The following is a 17663-nucleotide window of genomic DNA, read 5'->3' on the forward strand; positions in this document are numbered from 1 at the left end:
CGACCGTGAACCCTCTTCAGTGCATGCCGAAACGAATTCGCTTCACCGGGGAGGGGCCGCAGCAACTATTTGGAACGCACACTTTCCCGAGCAGCCCCGTACGCATCTCGCACGGGCGTAGCCGAAGAGCGTCCTAGGAGACGGACCAGCACGGTGCGCGGCGGTCGACATCGCGCATGTCAACCGGGACGCGTGCCTTCCCACCCCAGCCGATCACGAGGGAAGGCACGGGTGGATCCACCGAGCACAGGGCCATCCGCCGAACCGCCCAGAGACTCGGCGGGAAGAGAGGACACGCACGATGCCAGTCAACGAGTACAAGCCGGGGCATCCTTTTCCTGGAGTGATCGGGCGTACCACGGATCTCTCCAGCCCCGCGTGGCCCGAGCCGCCGGGAGCCCCGGCCGGCTCACCCAACGTGCTGACGATCGTGCTCGATGACACGGGTTACGGACAACTGGGCTGCTACGGCAGTCCGATGAAGACGCCGCGCCTCGACGGGCTGGCCGCCAATGGGCTGTTGTACAACAACATGCACACCACCGCGCTGTGCTCCCCTTCGCGTTCGTGCGTCATCACCGGCCGCAATCATCATGCGAACGCCATGGCGGCGATCACCGAGCTGGCCACCGGCTACCCCGGCTACAACGGCAACATCCCGTTCGAGAACGGGTTCCTCTCCGAGATGCTGCTGGGGCACGGATACAACACCTACATGCTCGGCAAGTGGCACCTGATGCCCTCGGCGCAGGAGTCCCCCGCCGGCCCCTACACCCGCTGGCCACTCGGTCGCGGCTTCGAGCGGTTCTACGGCTTCTTGGGCGGAGACACGAACCAGTGGTATCCGGAGCTCGTGTACGACAACCACCAGATCGATCCCCCCGCCTCGCCGGAAGAGGGCTACCACTTCACGACAGACCTGACGGACAATGCGATGCTCTTCGTCTCCGACGCCAAGCAGGTAGCGCCCGACAAGCCGTTCTTCCTTCACTACTGCCCCGGAGCCACCCACGCCCCGCACCACGTACCGCGGGAGTGGGCCGACCGCTACCAGGGCCAGTTCGACGACGGCTGGGACGCCTACCGCAAGGTGACGTTCGCCAACCAGAAGCGGCTCGGGGTCGTACCCGCCGACGCGGTTCTCTCGCGCCACGATCCGGACGTCCCCGAGTGGGACTCCCTGTCCCCGGACGCCCGTCGGCTCTCCGCCCGCATGATGGAGGTCTTCGCCGGCTTCCTGTCCCACACCGACTACGAAATCGGGCGATTGCTGGACTTCCTGCAGGAGATCGGGGAACTGGACAACACGCTGATCATGGTCGTCTCCGACAACGGAGCGAGCGCCGAGGGTGGCGTCACCGGGACGACCAATGAGGCGCAGTTCTTCAACAACGCTCCCGAACCGATCGAGGACAGCCTGGCGGCGATCGATGAACTCGGCGGTCCTACCACCTTCAACCACTACCCCTGGGGCTGGACGTGGGCAGGCAATACACCGTTCCGCCGCTGGAAGAGGGAGACCTACCGCGGCGGCGCCAGCGACCCGTTCATCGTGCACTGGCCGCGCGGCATCAAGGCACGCGGGGAAGTGCGCACCCAGTACGCACACCTCGTGGACATGGTCCCCACCGTGCTCGACGTCCTCGGGATCGAGCCCCCCGACACCATCAAGGGCGTTACCCAGTCGCCCCTGCACGGTGTCAGCTTCGCCCACACCTTCGACGACCCTGCTGCGCCGACACGCCACCGCACCCAGTACTTCGAGATGCTCGGACACCGTGCCATCGACCACGACGGATGGCGCGCCGTATGCCCCTGGCCGGGTCCCTCCTTCACCGAGGCCTCCCGGCCATTCGGCACGCCCATCAGCTCGGAGACGCTCTCCGAGCTGGACGCGCACGCCTGGGAGCTTTACCACATCGACGAGGACTTCGCGGAAACCCGTGACGTCGCCGCGGACCACCACGCCAAGACCATCGAGCTGATCTCCCTGTGGTACGTGGAGGCCGGCAAGTACGGCGTGCTGCCGATCGATGGCAGCGTCCTCGCAAGGATGTCCACAGAACGTCCCCACATCGGCAAGGAGCGGACCAGCTACACCTTCCGGCCCGGCACCCAGTCGCTGCCGCCCTCCGTCGCCCCTCGCGTACTCAACCGTCCGCACAGCATCACCGCCGAAGTGGAGATCCCCGCCGACGGCGCCGAAGGCGTACTGATGAGCCAGGGTTCGATGGCCGGCGGCTGGAGCTTCTTCATCAAGCACGGCAAGCTGACGTACGTTCACAACTACGTCTCGAGGGCCCTCTACATCGTGTCCTCCGAGGGCCCGGTGCCCACAGGCCGTCATGAACTGCGCTTCGAGTTCGAACCGACGGGCAAACCCGACCTCGCCGCGGGCAAGGGCACACCAGGACGTGCCGAGCTCTACGTCGACCGGCACCTGGTCGGAGCGGCCGAGTTCCCCGTGACCACACCCGTCATGTTCAACCCCGGCGGCATGACCTGCGGCGCCAACCCCGGCCAACCGGTCACGGCCGACTACCAGTCGCCGTTCCGGTTCACCGGGTCGATCCACACGGTGACCATCGACCTGTCGGGCGAGCTGATCACCGATGCGGACAGCGAGATGCGTATGCACATGGCCCGGCAGTGAACCGGCTGGGAGGAGCGCGCGCCGCCGGCTCGGCCGAGCTACCCGGCAGCTCTTCATGACCTCAGCATCTGTGCCGCCGCCCACCTTGGTCACTCGCCGGCGTGTGGCTTTACAGCGGGCAGCTCGGCTTCGTCATGTCCCTTCTCGTGCGTGTCGGGCCGACAGCGAGGCTCGGATCAGCGCCGGTCCCGGCGGTCCTCGCGTCGGTCCTCCCGGTCGTCCCGGCGGTCCTCGCGTCGGTCACTGCGGCGACCGACCCCGTGGGCGACGACAGCTGCCGTACCCGCGACAGCCGCGGTGCGAGCAACGGGGGCGCCGATGACCCCACGTCGTCCTCTGCGCATGGGTCCGATGGGCATCTCACTCTCCTCCTTCGTCGGCTTCGATCGAGGCCAGGATGGCCTGAATCGGAATACGTCCGTTAGCGATGAGCTGGCCTCCCGAGCGGCGAGCGGCTGCGGCGAAGGGCCCCGCCCACACGTTCTCCCAGACCAGCACCCCGGCTGTCGTGCCGGGCTCCATGGCTGCGGCCAGATTGACGACGTCCTCTTCGGCGAGCAGGCCGGCCAGCTGCGCCTCTGCAGCGCGCAGTTCGCCGACGTTGTCGAGGTCATCGACCTCCAGTACGTCCAGCTCGCCGTCCGCCCCCTTCGTCAGGATGATCAGGTCCAGGACCCGGATAGTCCCCGAGGCGACCAGCTTGTCGATCTCTGCGGCCATCTCGCCGGTGAAGTGCGAAGTGGCCGGTGGGAACTCGACGACGAGGTAGTCGACCGGTCCCAGTTCGTCAGTGTCAGGTGAGGTCATGTCCGTGCTTCCGTTCTCTCGATGGGCACCCGTCCGACTTCAAGGGCCTTGCCGGTGGCCGGTAGGTTGTGCGACCTCACGTTCGGACCTGGCGGCCGCACCCGGTTGTTCAGGATCGCGCCGGGTGTCCTGGGACCGGCCGCCGGACGTCAGCCGACATCGCCTGCGGCTTCCCGGACGGCCTTGTCGATGTCCTTCGAGCTCACGTCCAGTTCCTTGGCGACCTTCTTCTCCGCCTTCAGCTCCGCCTTCTCCACGGCCTGTGCGACGGTGCTCTCGCCGACGATCACCAAGGCGGCCTGTCCGGCGTCGATGATCTCCCCGAACTCCTTGACGTCCGACCGGGACATGCCGCGCCACAGGTGTCCGCTCACCCCGCCCACGGCCGCCCCGACGACGGCGGTACCGATGATCGCCGGCGGGAACAGCAGGCCGACGAGAGCACCGACGCCGGCACCGCCCCACGCCCCGCGCCGGGTGGCCGTTTCGTCCTTGTCGACGTGTACCTTCCCCTTGTCGTCCTTGGTGACCACGGAGGCGTCGTAGGTTCCGACGGCACCGATCGCGTGGAGGTCCTTGACAATGTCGTAGTCGGCTCGCGCCATGGCCTCGTTCGGGTAGGTGCCGATGTAGATGAATACTGCGTCGGGCTTCGCCACTGTGTCCGTCCTTGTCTGCCCTCACCGCATCGGGAAGATCGCGGCGATGGGTGTGAACCCGCAGCACGAGTCCCGTGACGGCAGAAACCTGCGGCGATCGGGGTCGTGAGGTCTCGTCCAGCAGCACCAGGATGCACGCCGTCCGCCGAGCGAGCACGCCGGGAAACAGGTGCGGAGAGGCGACGGCGGCCCGGCTCAGGCGGAGTCACACGGTGCAGCCCGTCCTGCCGCCTGGACCAACCTCACCGGCCGGCCCCTTCACCCACTGCCGTTGAACCGCCTCGGCCATCAGCCTTCCGTGGTTCGCCCCTGTGTCATCCAGCGCAACCAGGAGGGGCTTTCCACCCTCTGTGCGAGTCCGCCGACAGAGTGAACGTTGCCTGACGCTGCCGAGGGGCTTTTCCGTGCGCCCGCTCAGCGTCGTCGGGAACGGGGCTCAGCCGGCCGTGCTGTTGGCGGTGAGGCGGGGCCGCCGCGAAGGCCCCGCCAAGGAGAACCGGCCCACACAGGAAAAATTCCACTGCATCGCCTGCCGACATAGTGCGCGCCGACACAGTGGGAGCCACCAACGTTCTACGGGCCGGGCTGGTCCGTCGCAACGCCAACCCGGCGTAACGAGAAGCCCCCGGCTTCAGCCGGGGGAGGAGTCACGGAGTGGGTCGTCACAAGGACGGACGAGGACGGTCATGCCGGTGCCGGCCCGAACGGCGTTGATGTGCTCCCACACGTTCGTGCGGGCGATCGGGTCGAGGCCGATGGTCGGCTCGTCCAGGATCAGCAGCCGGGGTGCGCTGACCAGCGCCTGGGCGGGTTCCAGGCGGCGGACCATGCCTCCGGAGTAGGTCTTGGCGAGCCGGTCGGCCACGTCGGTGAGGTCGACCGCGGCGAGGGCCTGGCCGACCCGGGCCGCACGCTCGCGACGGGACACGTCGAAGACGCGGGCGAAGAGGGCCACGTTCTCCCGGCCGGTGAGTCCGGAGTCGGCGGACAGTTGCTGCGGCACATAGCCCAACAGGCGCCGTACGGCCATGCGTTCACGGGTGGCGTCGTGACCGAAGACGCGGACCTTCCCGGCCGGGACCGGCAGGAGGGTGGTGACGCACCGGATCGCCGTCGTCTTGCCCGCGCCGTTGGGCCCGAGCAGTCCGAACACCTCGCCGTCCGCGACGGCCAGGCCGAGCCCGTCGACGGCGGTGGTCCCGCCGAAGGAGTAGACGAGTCCGGCACAGGACAGGGCGTCCGGGGCGGCGCTCGCCGTCGAAGCCGTCGGGGCCGCCGAAGCCGTCATGCCGGCCGGCTCGGTCGGGCCGGCGCCCTTCGCCCCGGCGCCGTCCGCCGGCGTCCCTCTCCCGGCGGGCGCCGGGCTTCCCCTTCGTGCGGGGTCCGTCCAGCCGCTCTCGTGCCGCTTCATGTCTCCTCGGCCTCCTTGTGCAGGTTCGCCGCCAGCTTGCGCAGGGCCGGCAGGGCGGCCTCCAGGGCGGCACGGTCGGCCTCGTCGAGACGTGCCACCTGGTCGCGTACGAGCACCGCGCGCCGCCGCCGCCAGTCACGCAGCCGGGTGTCGGCCGCGGGTGTGGACGGCAGACGGGCGGCGCGCCGGTCGGCCGGATCCGTCTCCCGGACCAGATAGCCGTCCCGGACCAGCTGGTTGACCGCGTCGAGACCGAATTGCCCGCCAGATAGGACTCCTTGGCGGCCTCCGAAACACCGATGCCGGGCCGGTCGACGACCAGCCGCAGCAGGTCGACCTCGGCGCCGCGCAGCCGCGGTCCGGTCGTGCCGACGCGCAGCCGCCGCCTGATCAGCCTCTGCAGTCCGGCCAAGGTGTCCGCCAGGGCCTCGGGGAAACGCTCCGGTTCCGGTTCCACCTTCCGGCGATAGCTCTGTGTCGAAGGTAATTGCGAAAAGGGAGGGTCAAGAGGTTGCAAGCAGTGCCCGCGAGCCGTTCAGCCGCCCCTGCCGAGGCCGGAAAGGCGCATCCGAACCCGCCCCCGCCGGCGAAGCCCAGGGTGTGTCCGTCATCGAAGCCCGAGGTGTGTCCGTCGTCGAAGCGCAAGGTGTGCACCTCGATTCGGCGGGTAACCGTTGACCTGCTCGCCGGCGTTCCCCAGCGCCGGATGGAACCCGACGGGTCAGTGCCCCTTGGAGGTAACCGTGCCGGCCGAACCAGCTCCTGTGTCCATCGACGTGACCCCGTACGGCGAGGGCATCGCCCTGGTCACCGTCGCGGGGGAACTGGACGTCGAGACGGCCCCCGAACTGCGCAACCGGCTGGCCGACCAGATACGCGGCGGACATCGGCACCTGCTGCTCGACCTGTCCGCGGTCCCCTTCATGGACTCCTCCGGCCTCAACGCCCTCCTCAAGGCGCACGACGAGACCGGACGCGCGGGAGGCAGCGTCTGTCTCGTGTCCCCGGCGCCGGTCGTCAGGCGTGTCCTGGATCTCACGGGCGTCAGCCTCACGATCGCGTCGGTGGACGGTGTCGACGCCGCACTCGCCCACATCGGCGAGGGGACCGCCCGGCACTAGACCGGGACCGCCCGAAACCCCCGAACCCGGTAGCCCCGCCGGCGACGCCAGCGCACCGGAGTCGTCGGACCTGCGAAGAAGGACATGACAGCGAGATCACGCGCGTGACAGTTGTCATTTGACAACTATGAACGTGAGGCAACAAAGTGATCGCCCTCGGACAGGGGAAAGGACCTGAGATGGTGCGGTGGGTGAGGCAGAGCGCCCGCGCGCGGCGACCGCGCCGCGCGGGCACGCCGCGGCGACCGGCTCGCGACCTGGGCCGACGCGCGGGTCAGGCCGAACGGGCGTCCACCGCGTCGCCCTCGTGGAGCTGCGCCGCCGCGGCCGCGCAGAAGGCCGCCAGCCCCTCCACCAGCGCCGTCCGCCCGGCGGCCGGCATCTGCGCGAGCACCGCTTCCACGGCGTGCTCGCGACGTGCCCGCAGCTCCGTGAGGAAGGTCCGGCCCCGGGGGCTCAGGAACAGCCGCAGTTCCCGGCGGCTGATGGCACTCGGCGTCCGCTCGATGTACCCCACGGCCTGCAGCCGGTCGCAGAGCCTGCTGGTCGAGGGAGGCGTGGAGCCCAGCGCGTCGGACAGCGTCTTCAGGTTGATGCCCTCGTCGTGTTCCAGGATGAACAGCACCCGCAACTGGGAGGCGGAGACGGGAGCCGTCGAGGCGCGCCCCCAGAGGATTTCCAGCAGCTCGGCCGCCTCGGCGGTCACGCGAGCCACCTCACCGGGGTGCGGACGCGGGCCGGAGGAAGTCACCGTCTCACTCTCCCAGTCTTCTCTGGCACTGGCAGCCCGTCGGGGCGGCAACAGGGACAAAACAATAGATACCGTCACCCACGCGTGATGGACCGGCTCCCCGGAGCGTGGACCCGGCATCGTACTAGTCGAAGATTGGCGTATCCGACATCGTGAACAGATTCGTCGCCGCGGAGCGGGCTTTGCGCACCGCGGCACCCCACCAGTTGCTGGACGCGGTCCGTGACGTGCTGTGCGGTCGCTACGCGGCCGAGTCCGTCGAACTCTTCATGGCCGACTACGGGCTCACCGTGCTCCAGCCCGTCTCGGTGCTTCCGCACACCCTGGAACCCATTCCGGTGCACAGCAGCCCCGCGGGCCGGGCCTTCGGGGCGCAGGAACCCTTCGTCGAGGAAGGCGCGGGCGACGGCGTACGGGCGCACCTCCCGGTGACGGTGCGCGGCGACCGGCTCGGCGTCCTGTCCGTCACCCTGCCCTCCACGGCGCGCGACGAGGAGACGCTCACCGAACTCGCCGACATCGCGGAGATCCTCGGCCACGAGGTGCTCGTGGCCGAGCGCGACACCGACCTGTATCTCCAGGCCCGCCGGAAGGACCGGCTGACCCTGGCCGCGGAGATGCAGTGGCAGCTGCTGCCCGGCCGCTCCTGCGCGCGGCCCGAGTACGAGCTCGGCGCGCAGCTGGAGCCCGCCTACGCGATCTTCGGCGACAACTTCGACTGGTCGGCCAGTGCCGACCGGCTGCTGCTCTACGTCACCAACGGAATGAGCGAGGGCATCGAGGCCTCGCTGCTCACCAATCTCGGCATCAACGCGCTGCGCAACGCACGCCGCGCCGGCATCTCCCTCCAGGACCAGGCGGCACTCGCCGACCAGGCGATCTACGCCCACTACCGCGGCCGCGCCTATCTGTCCGTGCTCATGATCGACATCGAGCTGTCCACCGGCCGGATGCGCGTGATCGACGCGGGATCGCCCCAGATGCTGCGGCTGCGCGGCCGGACCGTCGAACGTGTCGACTTCGAGGCCCAGTTGCCCCTCGGCATGTTCGAGGAGACCGACTACATCGTGCAGGAGTTCCAGGTGGAGCCCGGCGACCGGCTCCTCTTCGTCAGTGACGGCGTCTACGCGGTGGCCGGACCCGGCGGGGAGCAGTACGGGGAGAAGGCCCTGGCCATGGCGATCACCTCCACCCAGCTGCTGCCCGCGACAGAGGTGCCCCGCGCCGTCCTGAGGGAGCTCACCGGCCACCGGGGCAGGCCCAAGCCGGAAGACGACGCCCTCGTGGTGTGTCTCGACTGGCACGGGCCGACCTCCACGGACTAGCCCATCGACGATCCCCCGAAGGCGGGCCGGCCCAGGTCGGCCGGACCGGTGCCGGGCCGCGGGCCTCGCGACGAGAGCGGGTGCCGTAGGCGAGCGGACCATGACTACAGTTGTCGTACGACAATAGATCGCGCCGAATGGCGGATCGCGGATGTCGGCACGGCGCACGGACCAAGGAGAAGAACACGTGGCGGACCACCAGGCAGCGGTACAGCAGGAGTCACCGGCTCAGGAGGTCGGTGACTTCCTGAGCCGGCGCCGCGAGCAGATCGCCCAGCGCTGGGCCGACGAGGCGCTGTTCCGCACCGTCTTCACCGTCTCCCGGGACGAGGCCGTGGAGGCGGGCCGGGCCGTCGTGGAGGCGCTCGCCGCGGTCGCGGCCACGGGCCGGGTCGAGGACCTCGGGGCCGCCGGATTCGCCACCGTGCGCGAACAGCTGGGGCGCATGGCTACCTCCCGCGCGCGCACCGGTGCCACCTCCGCCCAGATCGCCGACGAGGTCGCGGCCCTGCGCCCGGCGGCCTCCGAGCTGCTGAGCGCCGATCTCGCCGATGGCCCGCGCGAGAACGCCGAGGCGTGCGCGGTCACGCTCACCGCGCTGCTCGGAACGCTACGGCTCGTCGTGCTGGAGACGTCTCTCAGCGCCGGACAGGAACTCATCGACCGCCAGCGCCTCCAGCTGCTGGAAGTGGCCACACCCGTGATCAAGCTGTGGAACGGTGTGGTCGCCGTCCCCCTGATCGGCACTCTCGACAGCGCCCGCAGCCAGGTGGTGATGGAGAGCCTGCTCGACGCCGTCGTCAGCCAGCAGGCCCGGTTCGCCATCCTGGACATCACCGGAGTGCCGACCGTCGACTCCCTGGTGGCCCAGCACCTGATGAAGACCGTCGCCGCGGCGCGCCTGATGGGAGCGGAGTGCGTCGTCTCGGGCATCCGGCCCGCGATCGCGCAGACCATCGTCCACCTCGGCATCGACCTCGGGTCCGTGGTCACGCGTGCCAGCCTCGCCGACGCCCTCGCGTACGCCCTGCACCGGCAGGGCATAGCCATCGTCGACCAGGACCGTACCGGCCCGAGCGCGCGGTGAGCGCCCCGATCGCCGGCCCCTCGGGTGCCCATGTGCCCGTCCTCAAGCTCGGCAACGTCCTGATGGTCACGCTGCAGGGCGACCTGCACGACGAGGCGGCCGAACGGCTGCAACGGGACATCGGTGAGGCCATCGCGGCCAGTTCCGTCAGCGGTGTGGTCATCGACATCTCCGGGGTGGAGATCGTCGACTCCTTCCTGGGACGGGTGTTCGCCGAGGTCGCGGCGCACGCGAAGCTGCTCGCCGCGCGGACCGTGGTCGCGGGCATGCGCCCCGCCGTCGCCATCACCCTGGTCGAACTGGGCCTCACCCTGCCCGGGCTGCGCACCGCGCTCGACGCCGAGGAGGCCATGCGGCTGCTCAGCCCGGCGTCGACGCCCCTTCATCACAGCCCCGTACGCCAGGAGAGCCCGTGACGGACACTTCCGGCCGCGTCACCGCCTGCCTGCCGATCCGCACCGACATGGATCTCGCGTGGGTGCGCCAGCACGTGCGCCAGGCTGCCGCACAGCTCGGTTTCGGACTCGTGGATCAGACCAAGCTGGTGACCGCGGCCAGTGAACTCGCGCGCAACACCCTGGTGCACGGCGGAGGAGGCCAACTCGATTCCACCGTCCTGGCGACCGGGGCCGCACGGGGCCTGCGTCTGACCTTCTCCGATCAGGGCCCCGGCATCCCCGACATCGAGCGGGCGCTCGGCGACGGCTACACCTCCGGCGGCGGTCTGGGCCTCGGACTGGGCGGAGCCCGGCGCCTGGTGCACGAATTCTCCGTCGAGAGCCGTCCCGGCGAGGGCACGGCCGTGACCGTGATCTGCTGGACCGCCGGTCCCCCGCGCCCCCGCGAGGAGAGCCGATGACTCGCGTCTGGGACGTACCCGTCCACGACTCCACCCGTGTCCGGGACGTCCGGGTGGCGGCCGAGGACGCCGCCGACCACACCGGGCTCGGCCGCGACCGCCGGGCCGTCGCCGCGCTCGTCGCCACGGAGCTGGCCACCAACCTGCTCAAGCACGGGGGCGGCGGACAGATACTGATCGACACCGTGGACGCGGACCTCGCGGAGCCCGGCACCGGACGCGGCCCGGCTCTCCAGATGGCGGCGATCGACCACGGCCCCGGCATCGCCGACCTCACGACCGCGCTGCGCGACGGGTTCTCGACCACGGCCTCGCTCGGCGCGGGGCTCGGCACCTGCCGCCGTATCGCCGACCACTTCGAGGTGCACACCGTGCCGGGCCGGGGCACCGTCGCCCTGGCCCGGGTCCACGCGGCCCGCAGGGACCGGCCCGGGCATCGCCTCCCGGACACGAGCGCACCGGTGCGTGCGGGAGGCATCAACATCCCCCTCGCGGCCGCCGCGTACTCGGGCGACGCCTGGGCCTGTGCCCGTTCCGGCGACCGGATCACGCTCCTTCTCGCCGACGGCCTCGGTCACGGCCCGGCCGCCGCGAAGGCGTCCGGAGCGGCCGTGGAACAGCTGCACCGCTGCGCGCATCTGCCGCCGGCGGAACTGCTCGGAGTACTGCACACGGCACTGCGTGACACCCGGGGGGCCGCCGTCGCGGTGGCCCGGCTCGACCTCGCGACCCAGCACCTCGACTTCGCCGGGATCGGCAACATCGGAGCCCGGCTGCGTTCCGGCGACACCTGGCGTCCGCTGCTGTCCCACCCCGGGATAGTCGGCGCCCACCGTCCGGCCCGGCTACCGCAGTGCCGGCTGCCCTGGACCCCCGACAGCCTGCTCGTGCTCCACAGCGACGGCCTGCCCAGCCGCTGGGCTCCTCCGCCCGTCGAACCCCTGACTTCCTGGGACCCCGCGGTCACCGCCTCCGTGATCGTGCGGGATTCCAGCAGTGCCGCCCGTCCGGTGCGGGACGACACCACCGTGGCCGTGCTGACCTCCACCCCGCAGGATCACCGATCATGACCCATACCTGGCAGATCACCACGGTCGACGACGCCGCCCGCGCCCGCATCGCCGCCGCCCGGATCGCCGCGGCGCACGGCGTCTCCACGGTGGAGCGCACCCGCCTGGTCACCGCGCTGAGCGCGCAGCTGCGGCAGTGCCTCGTCAAGGGAGGCAGCTGGCTGCTGACCCTGCGGACGACCGCGCCCCCGGAGACGCAGCGCCCCGGCCTGCTCACGGTCACCCTCGACGCGGAGGCGAACGGGGCGGGGAACCGGCCGAGTTGGCGGGTGAGCGTCGGCGTCCCGGACCCGGAGCACGACGACGGTGATCGCGCGGCCCGGGTGCCGCGCGACCGTACGGCCTTCGCCGACGCGCTGCTCAGCGCCGACGAGGACACCTCCCGTGTCCTCGACAAGCTCACCGAGCAGGAGCAGCTGGTCGCCTTCCACCGGGAGGAACTGCACCAGACCAATCAGGGTGTGCTGGCGCTGCACGCCGAACTCGACGCGGCCGGCCGGGTCCAGCGCGAGCTGTTCGGCGCCGAGCGCACGGCCCGTACCGAGGCCGAGAGCGCCCGGCGCAGACTGACCTTCCTCGCCGACGCGAGCGCGACCCTCACCGCCTCGCTCAACCACGAGGAGATCCTGAGCCGTCTGCCGGGGCTGCTGGTGCCGGACTACGCCCGGAGCGTCGACATCTGGCTCTTCGCCGACGACGACAAGTCCCGCAAGCAGACGCCCCGTCCGGCGGCCGCCGTCGTCGCCGCCCGCACCGGCCGCCCGCAGTACGCGGCCGACCACGCGGGCGGTCTGCCGGGCGTCGACGACCAGCCTCCCTCCGCGCTGCACCCGGAGCAGCCCCTGCTGTGCATCCCGCTGCCGGCCCGGCACACGCCCCTGGGAGTGGTGACGCTGACGCCGCCGCGGGACCGGTGGGACGCGGACGACGCCGTGATGCTCGTCGAGCTCGCCCGCAGGGCCGGCATCGCGATCGACCACGCCCAGCGCTACGAGCACAACCGCGACATCGCCGAGACCCTGCAGCGCGCCCTGCTCACGGATCTCCCCACGACACCGGGGCTCAGCCTCGCGGCGCGCTACCTCCCCGCCACCCACGGTCTGAACATCGGCGGTGACTGGTACGACGCGTTCCGCCAGCCCGACGGAGGTCTGGTCGCCGTCATGGGTGACGTCACCGGACACGGACTGCACGCGGCCGTGATGATGAGCCAGCTGCGCACCGCCCTGCGGGCGTACGCCGTCGACGGCGGCACACCGGGCCGGCTCCTCACCCGCCTGCACGTGTTCCTCCACCATCTCCAGCCCGACCTGTACGCCACCGCGGTCATCGCCCGCTTCCACCCGGACGAGACCACCGTCACCTGGGCCGCCGCCGGGCACCCGCCACCGGTGCTGCGGACTCCGGACGGCGATGTGCGCGTCCTGGACGCCAAACCCGGTGCCATGCTGGGCATTCCGCTGCACCAGGAGATCCGCGACCATACGGCGCAGCTTCCGCCGGGATCCACGCTCGCGCTGTACACGGACGGTCTGGTGGAGCGGCGGGCCCAGGGCATCGACCCGGGCATCCAGCGGCTGGCCGAGGCACTGTCCGGCGAGCGCGCGGCGGATCTGGACCACGATCTGGAAGGCTCCGCCGACCGGATCCTGGATCCGATGCTCCGCGATTCACAGCGGGACGACGACGTCTGTCTGCTGCTCTGTCACATCGGCGACTCGGCGAGGCCCCGTATCCCCGAGCAGGCGTCCGCCTGACACCCCGCCGGGCCGCGCGCCGCCACGCGGTCGCCCACCCCTGCCTACTCCCCCGGCCGACGCTCGGCGGCCGTCGTACGGCGTACCCCATGGAACGCGCGCAGCCCGTCCTCCAGACATGTCCGCTGGAGGGGGGTCATCGCCGCCAGTACGGCCGCCAGGTCCAGGGTGCGCCGCTCGCCGATCTCCGCGAGCACCCTGCTGCCCTGCGGTGTGAGCAGCAGGTGGAGGGCACGCCGGTTGTGCGGGTGCGGGATCCGTTGCAGCAGACCCGCGGCCTCCAGCCGGTCGCACAGGCGGCTCGCGGCCGGCAGGGCGATGCCGACGCTGTCCGCCAGGCCGGTGAGGGTGAGTCCGGAGCGGCGGCTGACGGCCTTCAAGGCCTTCAACTGGTGGGCGGACAGCCGTGGGTCGACCGACTGGCCGGCCGAGACCCACAGCTCCACCAGCCCCTCGACGGCGTCCGCCATCCGTGCGGCGGCCGTCTCGGGGCGGGGGCCGGGTGCCGCTGCGCGGTTCACGTCGCCGTCATCCGCCACGGGTCATCACGCGCTCCCCCGGGGCCTGTTCACCACACGCCCGCGGGACGGGCGGAGGGCCTCGCCGCGCGGACGGCGAGCTCCGTCGCGGTCGGCGGTCGCAGCTGGATCGCGGATGATGCTCTTCCTCGGAATCGTCAGAGGCTGCTCTGTCAGAAGCGGGATGCTCAGAGGCGGGATTCTCAGAAGCTCACGACAGCGCGGACGGTCTTGCCGTCCGGGCGGGACAGCACGGTCAGTTCGGAGGAGAGCCGGCGTACCAGCGGCCAGCCGAAGCCGCCCCGTCCGGTCAGGTCGAGCCGCCGCGGACGCGGAGGCTCGGGGTCGTCGTCGGAGACGGAGATGCCGATGCCGTGGCCCTCGTCCCACAGATCCACGCTGCACAGCCGTCCGCGCGCGTGGCGCACCACGTTCGTGACCAGTTCCGAGACCACGAGGGCGACGGCCTCGGCGGCCTCTCGTGGCACCTGGCGGGGCAGGCCTCCGAGAAACGTCCGGGCCATCCGCCGGGCGTGCACAGCGGCCTGCGGATCTCTCTTCAGCCTCGCACCGGATACGGGGCCGAAGTCGCAGGGCGGTTCGACGGTCGTCATCCCTTCACCTCCCATGCCGTGCTTCCCGCCCGTACGCCGCTCAGCGGCGCCACTCCGGGTCCGTCCGGCGTGTCGGGCAGGCTGTCCCCCTTCTTCCCGGACCGCCGGAGCCCATGTCACGGGTTCCCCCACCTTCACACCGTGGTCACAGGAGCCCTCGCCGGGCACCGGACCGGGAGTCGGCCGAACGGTCCTCGTGGCCCGCCGAAGTGACCGGTGCCGATGCGCACGGGCCGCATGCGCAGAGCCGAACACCCAGGGTCCGAAGTCGCGGAGGCCGCACGGGACTGCCTCGGCGGATCGGGGGCACGAGAGCACGCGTCGCGAACGCCCACGGGCGCTTCGGCGACGCGGCTCCCGTGGCGGTCGAAGGGCCGGGCGACCCCGAGGCCGACACGGTCGAGCGGGAGGAGTGGTGGCCCAGCCGGGCAGGTCCCGGCAGGGGCCACCACTCCGCCACGACTCCTCACACGCCCGGAGTGACGGGGGCGGAACACGGCACGGACAACAGGAGACGGCGGATGTCCCAGACCATCACGGCACGAGTCGAGGCGAACGGACCGGTGGACCCGGAAGAGGCGCGACGGCGCAAGCAGCGTCTGCGCAGACGCCTGGAGCGGCTCCTCGGCATCGCCGCGACCGAGGGGAACGAGCTCGTCCCCCTGCGCAACGGCGACCGGATCTTCGCCGCGATGCTCGAAGCGGTGCGGTCCGCCGAGCACACCATCGACATGATGACCTTCGTGTACTGGCGCGGACAGATAGCCCGCGACTTCGCGGCCGCCCTGGCCGACCGGGCCCGGGCGGGTGTCCGGGTACGGCTGCTGCTGGACGGCTTCGGCGCGAAGCGCATCGAGGGGGACCTGCTGCGGTCCATGACCTCCGCGGGCGTACAGGTCGCGTGGTTCCGCAAACCGCTCTGGCTCTCGCCCCTGAAGCAGAACCATCGCTGTCACCGCAAGGCACTCGTCGTCGACGAGCACACCGCGTTCACCGGGGGCGTGGGCATCGCCGAGGAGTGGTGCGGGGACGCCCGCGGTCCCTCCGAGTGGCGGGACACCCACGTCAAGGTACGGGGGCCCGCCGTGGACGGCATCGCCGCCGCGTTCGCGCAGAACTGGGCGGAGTGCCACGACGAGCTCTTCGACGACCGGGACCGCTTCACCGAGCACGACCAGCCGGGTACGGCGACCGTCCAGGTGGTGCGGGGTTCCGCGAGTTTCGGCTGGCAGGACATGCAGACCCTCATCCGCGTGATGCTCGGCTCCGCCGAGGAACGCTTCCGTCTCGCCACCGCCTACTTCGCCCCCGACACCTACTTCGTGGACCTCCTGTGCGCGACGGCTCGCCGCGGTGTCCGGGTGGAGATCCTGCTGCCGGGTCCGCACACCGACCAGCGAGCCTGCCAGCTCGCCGGTCAGCACCACTACAGCGCGCTCCTGGACGCCGGTGTCGAGATCCGCCAGTACCAGCCGACCATGCTCCACACCAAGATCATGACGGTGGACGGGGTGGCCTCCCTCATCGGCTCGACCAACTTCAACCGCCGGTCCATGGAGCACGACGAGGAGGTCATGCTCGCGGTGCTCGACGAGGCGTTCACCGCGGCCCTCGACCAGGACTTCGACGAGGACCGGGAGCACGCCGTGGGCATCGAACCGGGCCGCTGGCGGCACAGGTCCGTGCTCCAGCGCGCCAAGGAGCTGGCCGTCGCCCCGCTGCGCCGCTTCCTCTAGAAGGGGTGGGCGGGCCGCTTCGCCCAGAACGGTCGGGCGGGCCGCTCGAAGCGGGTCAGGTGGGTCGCTCGCCGGTCTCGCAGACCTTGCGGGCGATCTCCCGCAGTTTGATGTTGTGGTCCTGGGAGGCCTTCTTCAGCACGCTGAAGGCCTTCTCCTCGCTGAGGCCGTGGCGCTCCATGAGGATGCCCATCGCCTCGCCGATCTCGTGGCGGGTCTCCAGGGCGTGGCTGAGCTGCTGATGAGTACGGGACGCGGAGAAGGCGACGGCGGCGTGCGAGGCCAGGATCCAGCCGGCGCGCCGGGCCATCTCGTCGAACATGTTCGGGCGGTGCGAGTACAGGTTGAGGGCGCCGAGTTCGTCGTCGTCGGTGAACAGCAGGAAGCCCATCATGCTGCCCATGCCCAGCTTCCTCAGCTCGGGGGCGAAGCGGGACCACCGCTCGTGCGGCTCACGCAGGTCCTCGATCGCATAGACCTGCTGCCGGTCGGTCACCGCGTCGAAGCACGGCCCCTCCCGCAGGTCCTGCTGGATCCGGTCCGCCATGCGCACGACATCGCTGGTCGCGGCCAGCGCGCTGACCTCGCCCCGGCGAACCGTGAGGATGCCGCCCTCGTCGCACCCGTTGATCAGCACTGTCGCGTGCTCCACGATCCGGTCCAGGGTGGCCTGCACCGAGTCCTGCGCCAGCAGATCCCGTGCCATGTCCGCCAAGGCGACGGCAAATTTCTCCCAGACCTCGCCCGACTCCTGCGCCATGGCCCACCCGCTCATTCGTCGATACGCATCCGGCCTTCACCTGGGATTCCATCTTGCCACCCCGGTGCGCCCACCGCGCCGACCGGGTTACGCCGTTCCCTGACGGGCGATATTTCCCCGTGACTCGCTGTGATCGCCCCCCGCGGCCGATCCCACGTCCACGGGATCTTTGCATGCCCGGCCCGTTTCATCCGGGGGATCAAGGGTGACCCGGGAGAGGACCGAACCTCGAAGCACGCGTCCGAATCGACCACAGGAGGCCCTCATGGACAACTGGCGTGATTCCGCGGCTTGCCGCACCGTCGACCCCGATCTGTTCTTCCCCATCGGCAGCACCGGCCCCGCCCTGCTGCAGATCCAGGAGGCGAAGGCCGTCTGCGCGGGCTGCCCGGTCCGCGACGCCTGCCTGACCTGGGCCCTGGACACGGGCCAGAGCGTCGGCGTCTGGGGCGGTGCGAGCGAGGCCGAACGGCGCACACTGGCGCGACGCCGTTCCCGTCGGCGTTCCCAGGACACCCCGGCATAGGCGAGACAG

Annotated in this window: 16 protein-coding genes and 2 pseudogenes; 10 read left to right on the forward strand and 8 right to left on the reverse strand. The window is 70.7% G+C overall.

Going from position 1 to position 17663, the window contains the following annotated elements; translation table 11 throughout:
- Nucleotides 1-301 precede the first annotated feature (301 nt).
- Nucleotides 302-2653, forward strand: coding sequence for an arylsulfatase (locus tag ACWD68_RS31635; protein WP_451809879.1), 2352 nt, complete (start codon nt 302-304; stop codon nt 2651-2653).
- A gap of 360 nt (nt 2654-3013) precedes the next feature.
- Here ACWD68_RS31635 and ACWD68_RS31640 read toward each other — a convergent pair whose 3' ends face one another.
- The 4 genes and pseudogenes from ACWD68_RS31640 to ACWD68_RS31655 all read right to left on the reverse strand — a co-directional run bounded on the left by ACWD68_RS31640 (nt 3014) and on the right by ACWD68_RS31655 (nt 5987).
- Nucleotides 3014-3460, reverse strand: coding sequence for a DUF6325 family protein (locus tag ACWD68_RS31640; protein WP_451809880.1), 447 nt, complete (start codon nt 3458-3460; stop codon nt 3014-3016).
- Between the two features lie 149 nt (nt 3461-3609).
- Nucleotides 3610-4119 carry a DUF1269 domain-containing protein gene (locus ACWD68_RS31645; RefSeq protein WP_451809881.1) on the reverse strand — a complete coding sequence of 170 codons (510 nt, stop codon included), beginning with the start codon at nt 4117-4119 and terminating at the stop codon, nt 3610-3612.
- 673 nt (nt 4120-4792) lie between these two features.
- Nucleotides 4793-5407: pseudogene (locus ACWD68_RS31650) on the reverse strand (ATP-binding cassette domain-containing protein); the annotation flags it as partial.
- A gap of 119 nt (nt 5408-5526) precedes the next feature.
- Nucleotides 5527-5987: pseudogene (locus tag ACWD68_RS31655) on the reverse strand (MarR family winged helix-turn-helix transcriptional regulator).
- A gap of 307 nt (nt 5988-6294) precedes the next feature.
- On the opposite strand from ACWD68_RS31655, the gene ACWD68_RS31660 reads away from it, so the two are divergent.
- Entirely contained in the window at nt 6295-6651 is a 357-nt protein-coding gene (locus tag ACWD68_RS31660) for an STAS domain-containing protein (protein WP_451809882.1), read from the forward strand.
- 274 nt (nt 6652-6925) lie between these two features.
- Here the strand turns inward: ACWD68_RS31660 and ACWD68_RS31665 are convergent, their stop codons facing one another.
- A complete protein-coding gene (locus tag ACWD68_RS31665; protein ID WP_451809883.1) occupies nt 6926-7357 on the reverse strand; it encodes a MarR family winged helix-turn-helix transcriptional regulator in 432 nt (143 codons plus the stop codon).
- A 197-nt stretch (nt 7358-7554) separates the two neighbouring features.
- On the opposite strand from ACWD68_RS31665, the gene ACWD68_RS31670 reads away from it, so the two are divergent.
- The 6 genes from ACWD68_RS31670 (at nt 7555) to ACWD68_RS31695 (ending at nt 13500) form a co-directional block, all read left to right on the forward strand.
- The gene (locus ACWD68_RS31670; protein ID WP_451809884.1) at nt 7555-8727 is read left to right on the forward strand and encodes a PP2C family protein-serine/threonine phosphatase; all 1173 of its coding nucleotides are present in this window, start codon (nt 7555-7557) and stop codon (nt 8725-8727) included.
- Between the two features lie 187 nt (nt 8728-8914).
- Nucleotides 8915-9814 carry an STAS domain-containing protein gene (locus tag ACWD68_RS31675; protein WP_451809885.1) on the forward strand — a complete coding sequence of 300 codons (900 nt, stop codon included), beginning with the start codon at nt 8915-8917 and terminating at the stop codon, nt 9812-9814.
- Nucleotides 9811-10230, forward strand: a complete 420-nt coding sequence (locus tag ACWD68_RS31680; RefSeq protein ID WP_451809886.1) for an STAS domain-containing protein — start codon at nt 9811-9813, stop codon at nt 10228-10230. The genes ACWD68_RS31675 and ACWD68_RS31680 overlap by 4 nt, the downstream gene beginning before the upstream one ends.
- A gap of 47 nt (nt 10231-10277) precedes the next feature.
- Nucleotides 10278-10673: an anti-sigma regulatory factor gene (locus tag ACWD68_RS31685; RefSeq protein WP_451809924.1), complete on the forward strand. Its 396-nt coding sequence runs from the start codon at nt 10278-10280 to the stop codon at nt 10671-10673.
- Nucleotides 10670-11743, forward strand: a complete 1074-nt coding sequence (locus ACWD68_RS31690; protein WP_451809887.1) for a SpoIIE family protein phosphatase — start codon at nt 10670-10672, stop codon at nt 11741-11743. The genes ACWD68_RS31685 and ACWD68_RS31690 overlap by 4 nt, the downstream gene beginning before the upstream one ends.
- Nucleotides 11740-13500, forward strand: a complete 1761-nt coding sequence (locus ACWD68_RS31695; protein ID WP_451809888.1) for a PP2C family protein-serine/threonine phosphatase — start codon at nt 11740-11742, stop codon at nt 13498-13500. The genes ACWD68_RS31690 and ACWD68_RS31695 overlap by 4 nt, the downstream gene beginning before the upstream one ends.
- Before the next feature lie 44 nt (nt 13501-13544).
- Here ACWD68_RS31695 and ACWD68_RS31700 read toward each other — a convergent pair whose 3' ends face one another.
- Nucleotides 13545-14021 carry a MarR family winged helix-turn-helix transcriptional regulator gene (locus tag ACWD68_RS31700; protein ID WP_451809889.1) on the reverse strand — a complete coding sequence of 159 codons (477 nt, stop codon included), beginning with the start codon at nt 14019-14021 and terminating at the stop codon, nt 13545-13547.
- Between the two features lie 200 nt (nt 14022-14221).
- Nucleotides 14222-14632, reverse strand: coding sequence for an ATP-binding protein (locus ACWD68_RS31705; RefSeq protein WP_451809890.1), 411 nt, complete (start codon nt 14630-14632; stop codon nt 14222-14224).
- 521 nt (nt 14633-15153) lie between these two features.
- Between ACWD68_RS31705 and ACWD68_RS31710 the strand changes: the two genes are divergently transcribed.
- Entirely contained in the window at nt 15154-16368 is a 1215-nt protein-coding gene (locus tag ACWD68_RS31710; RefSeq protein WP_451809891.1) for a phospholipase D-like domain-containing protein, read from the forward strand.
- A gap of 55 nt (nt 16369-16423) precedes the next feature.
- Here the strand turns inward: ACWD68_RS31710 and ACWD68_RS31715 are convergent, their stop codons facing one another.
- Nucleotides 16424-17128 carry a GAF and ANTAR domain-containing protein gene (locus ACWD68_RS31715; RefSeq protein WP_451809892.1) on the reverse strand — a complete coding sequence of 235 codons (705 nt, stop codon included), beginning with the start codon at nt 17126-17128 and terminating at the stop codon, nt 16424-16426.
- A 265-nt stretch (nt 17129-17393) separates the two neighbouring features.
- Between ACWD68_RS31715 and ACWD68_RS31720 the strand changes: the two genes are divergently transcribed.
- The gene (locus ACWD68_RS31720) at nt 17394-17654 is read left to right on the forward strand and encodes a WhiB family transcriptional regulator (protein ID WP_451809893.1); all 261 of its coding nucleotides are present in this window, start codon (nt 17394-17396) and stop codon (nt 17652-17654) included.
- The last annotated feature ends 9 nt before the right edge of the window (nt 17655-17663 follow it).

The sequence above is a fragment of the Streptomyces sp. NPDC005141 genome (assembly GCF_053599975.1).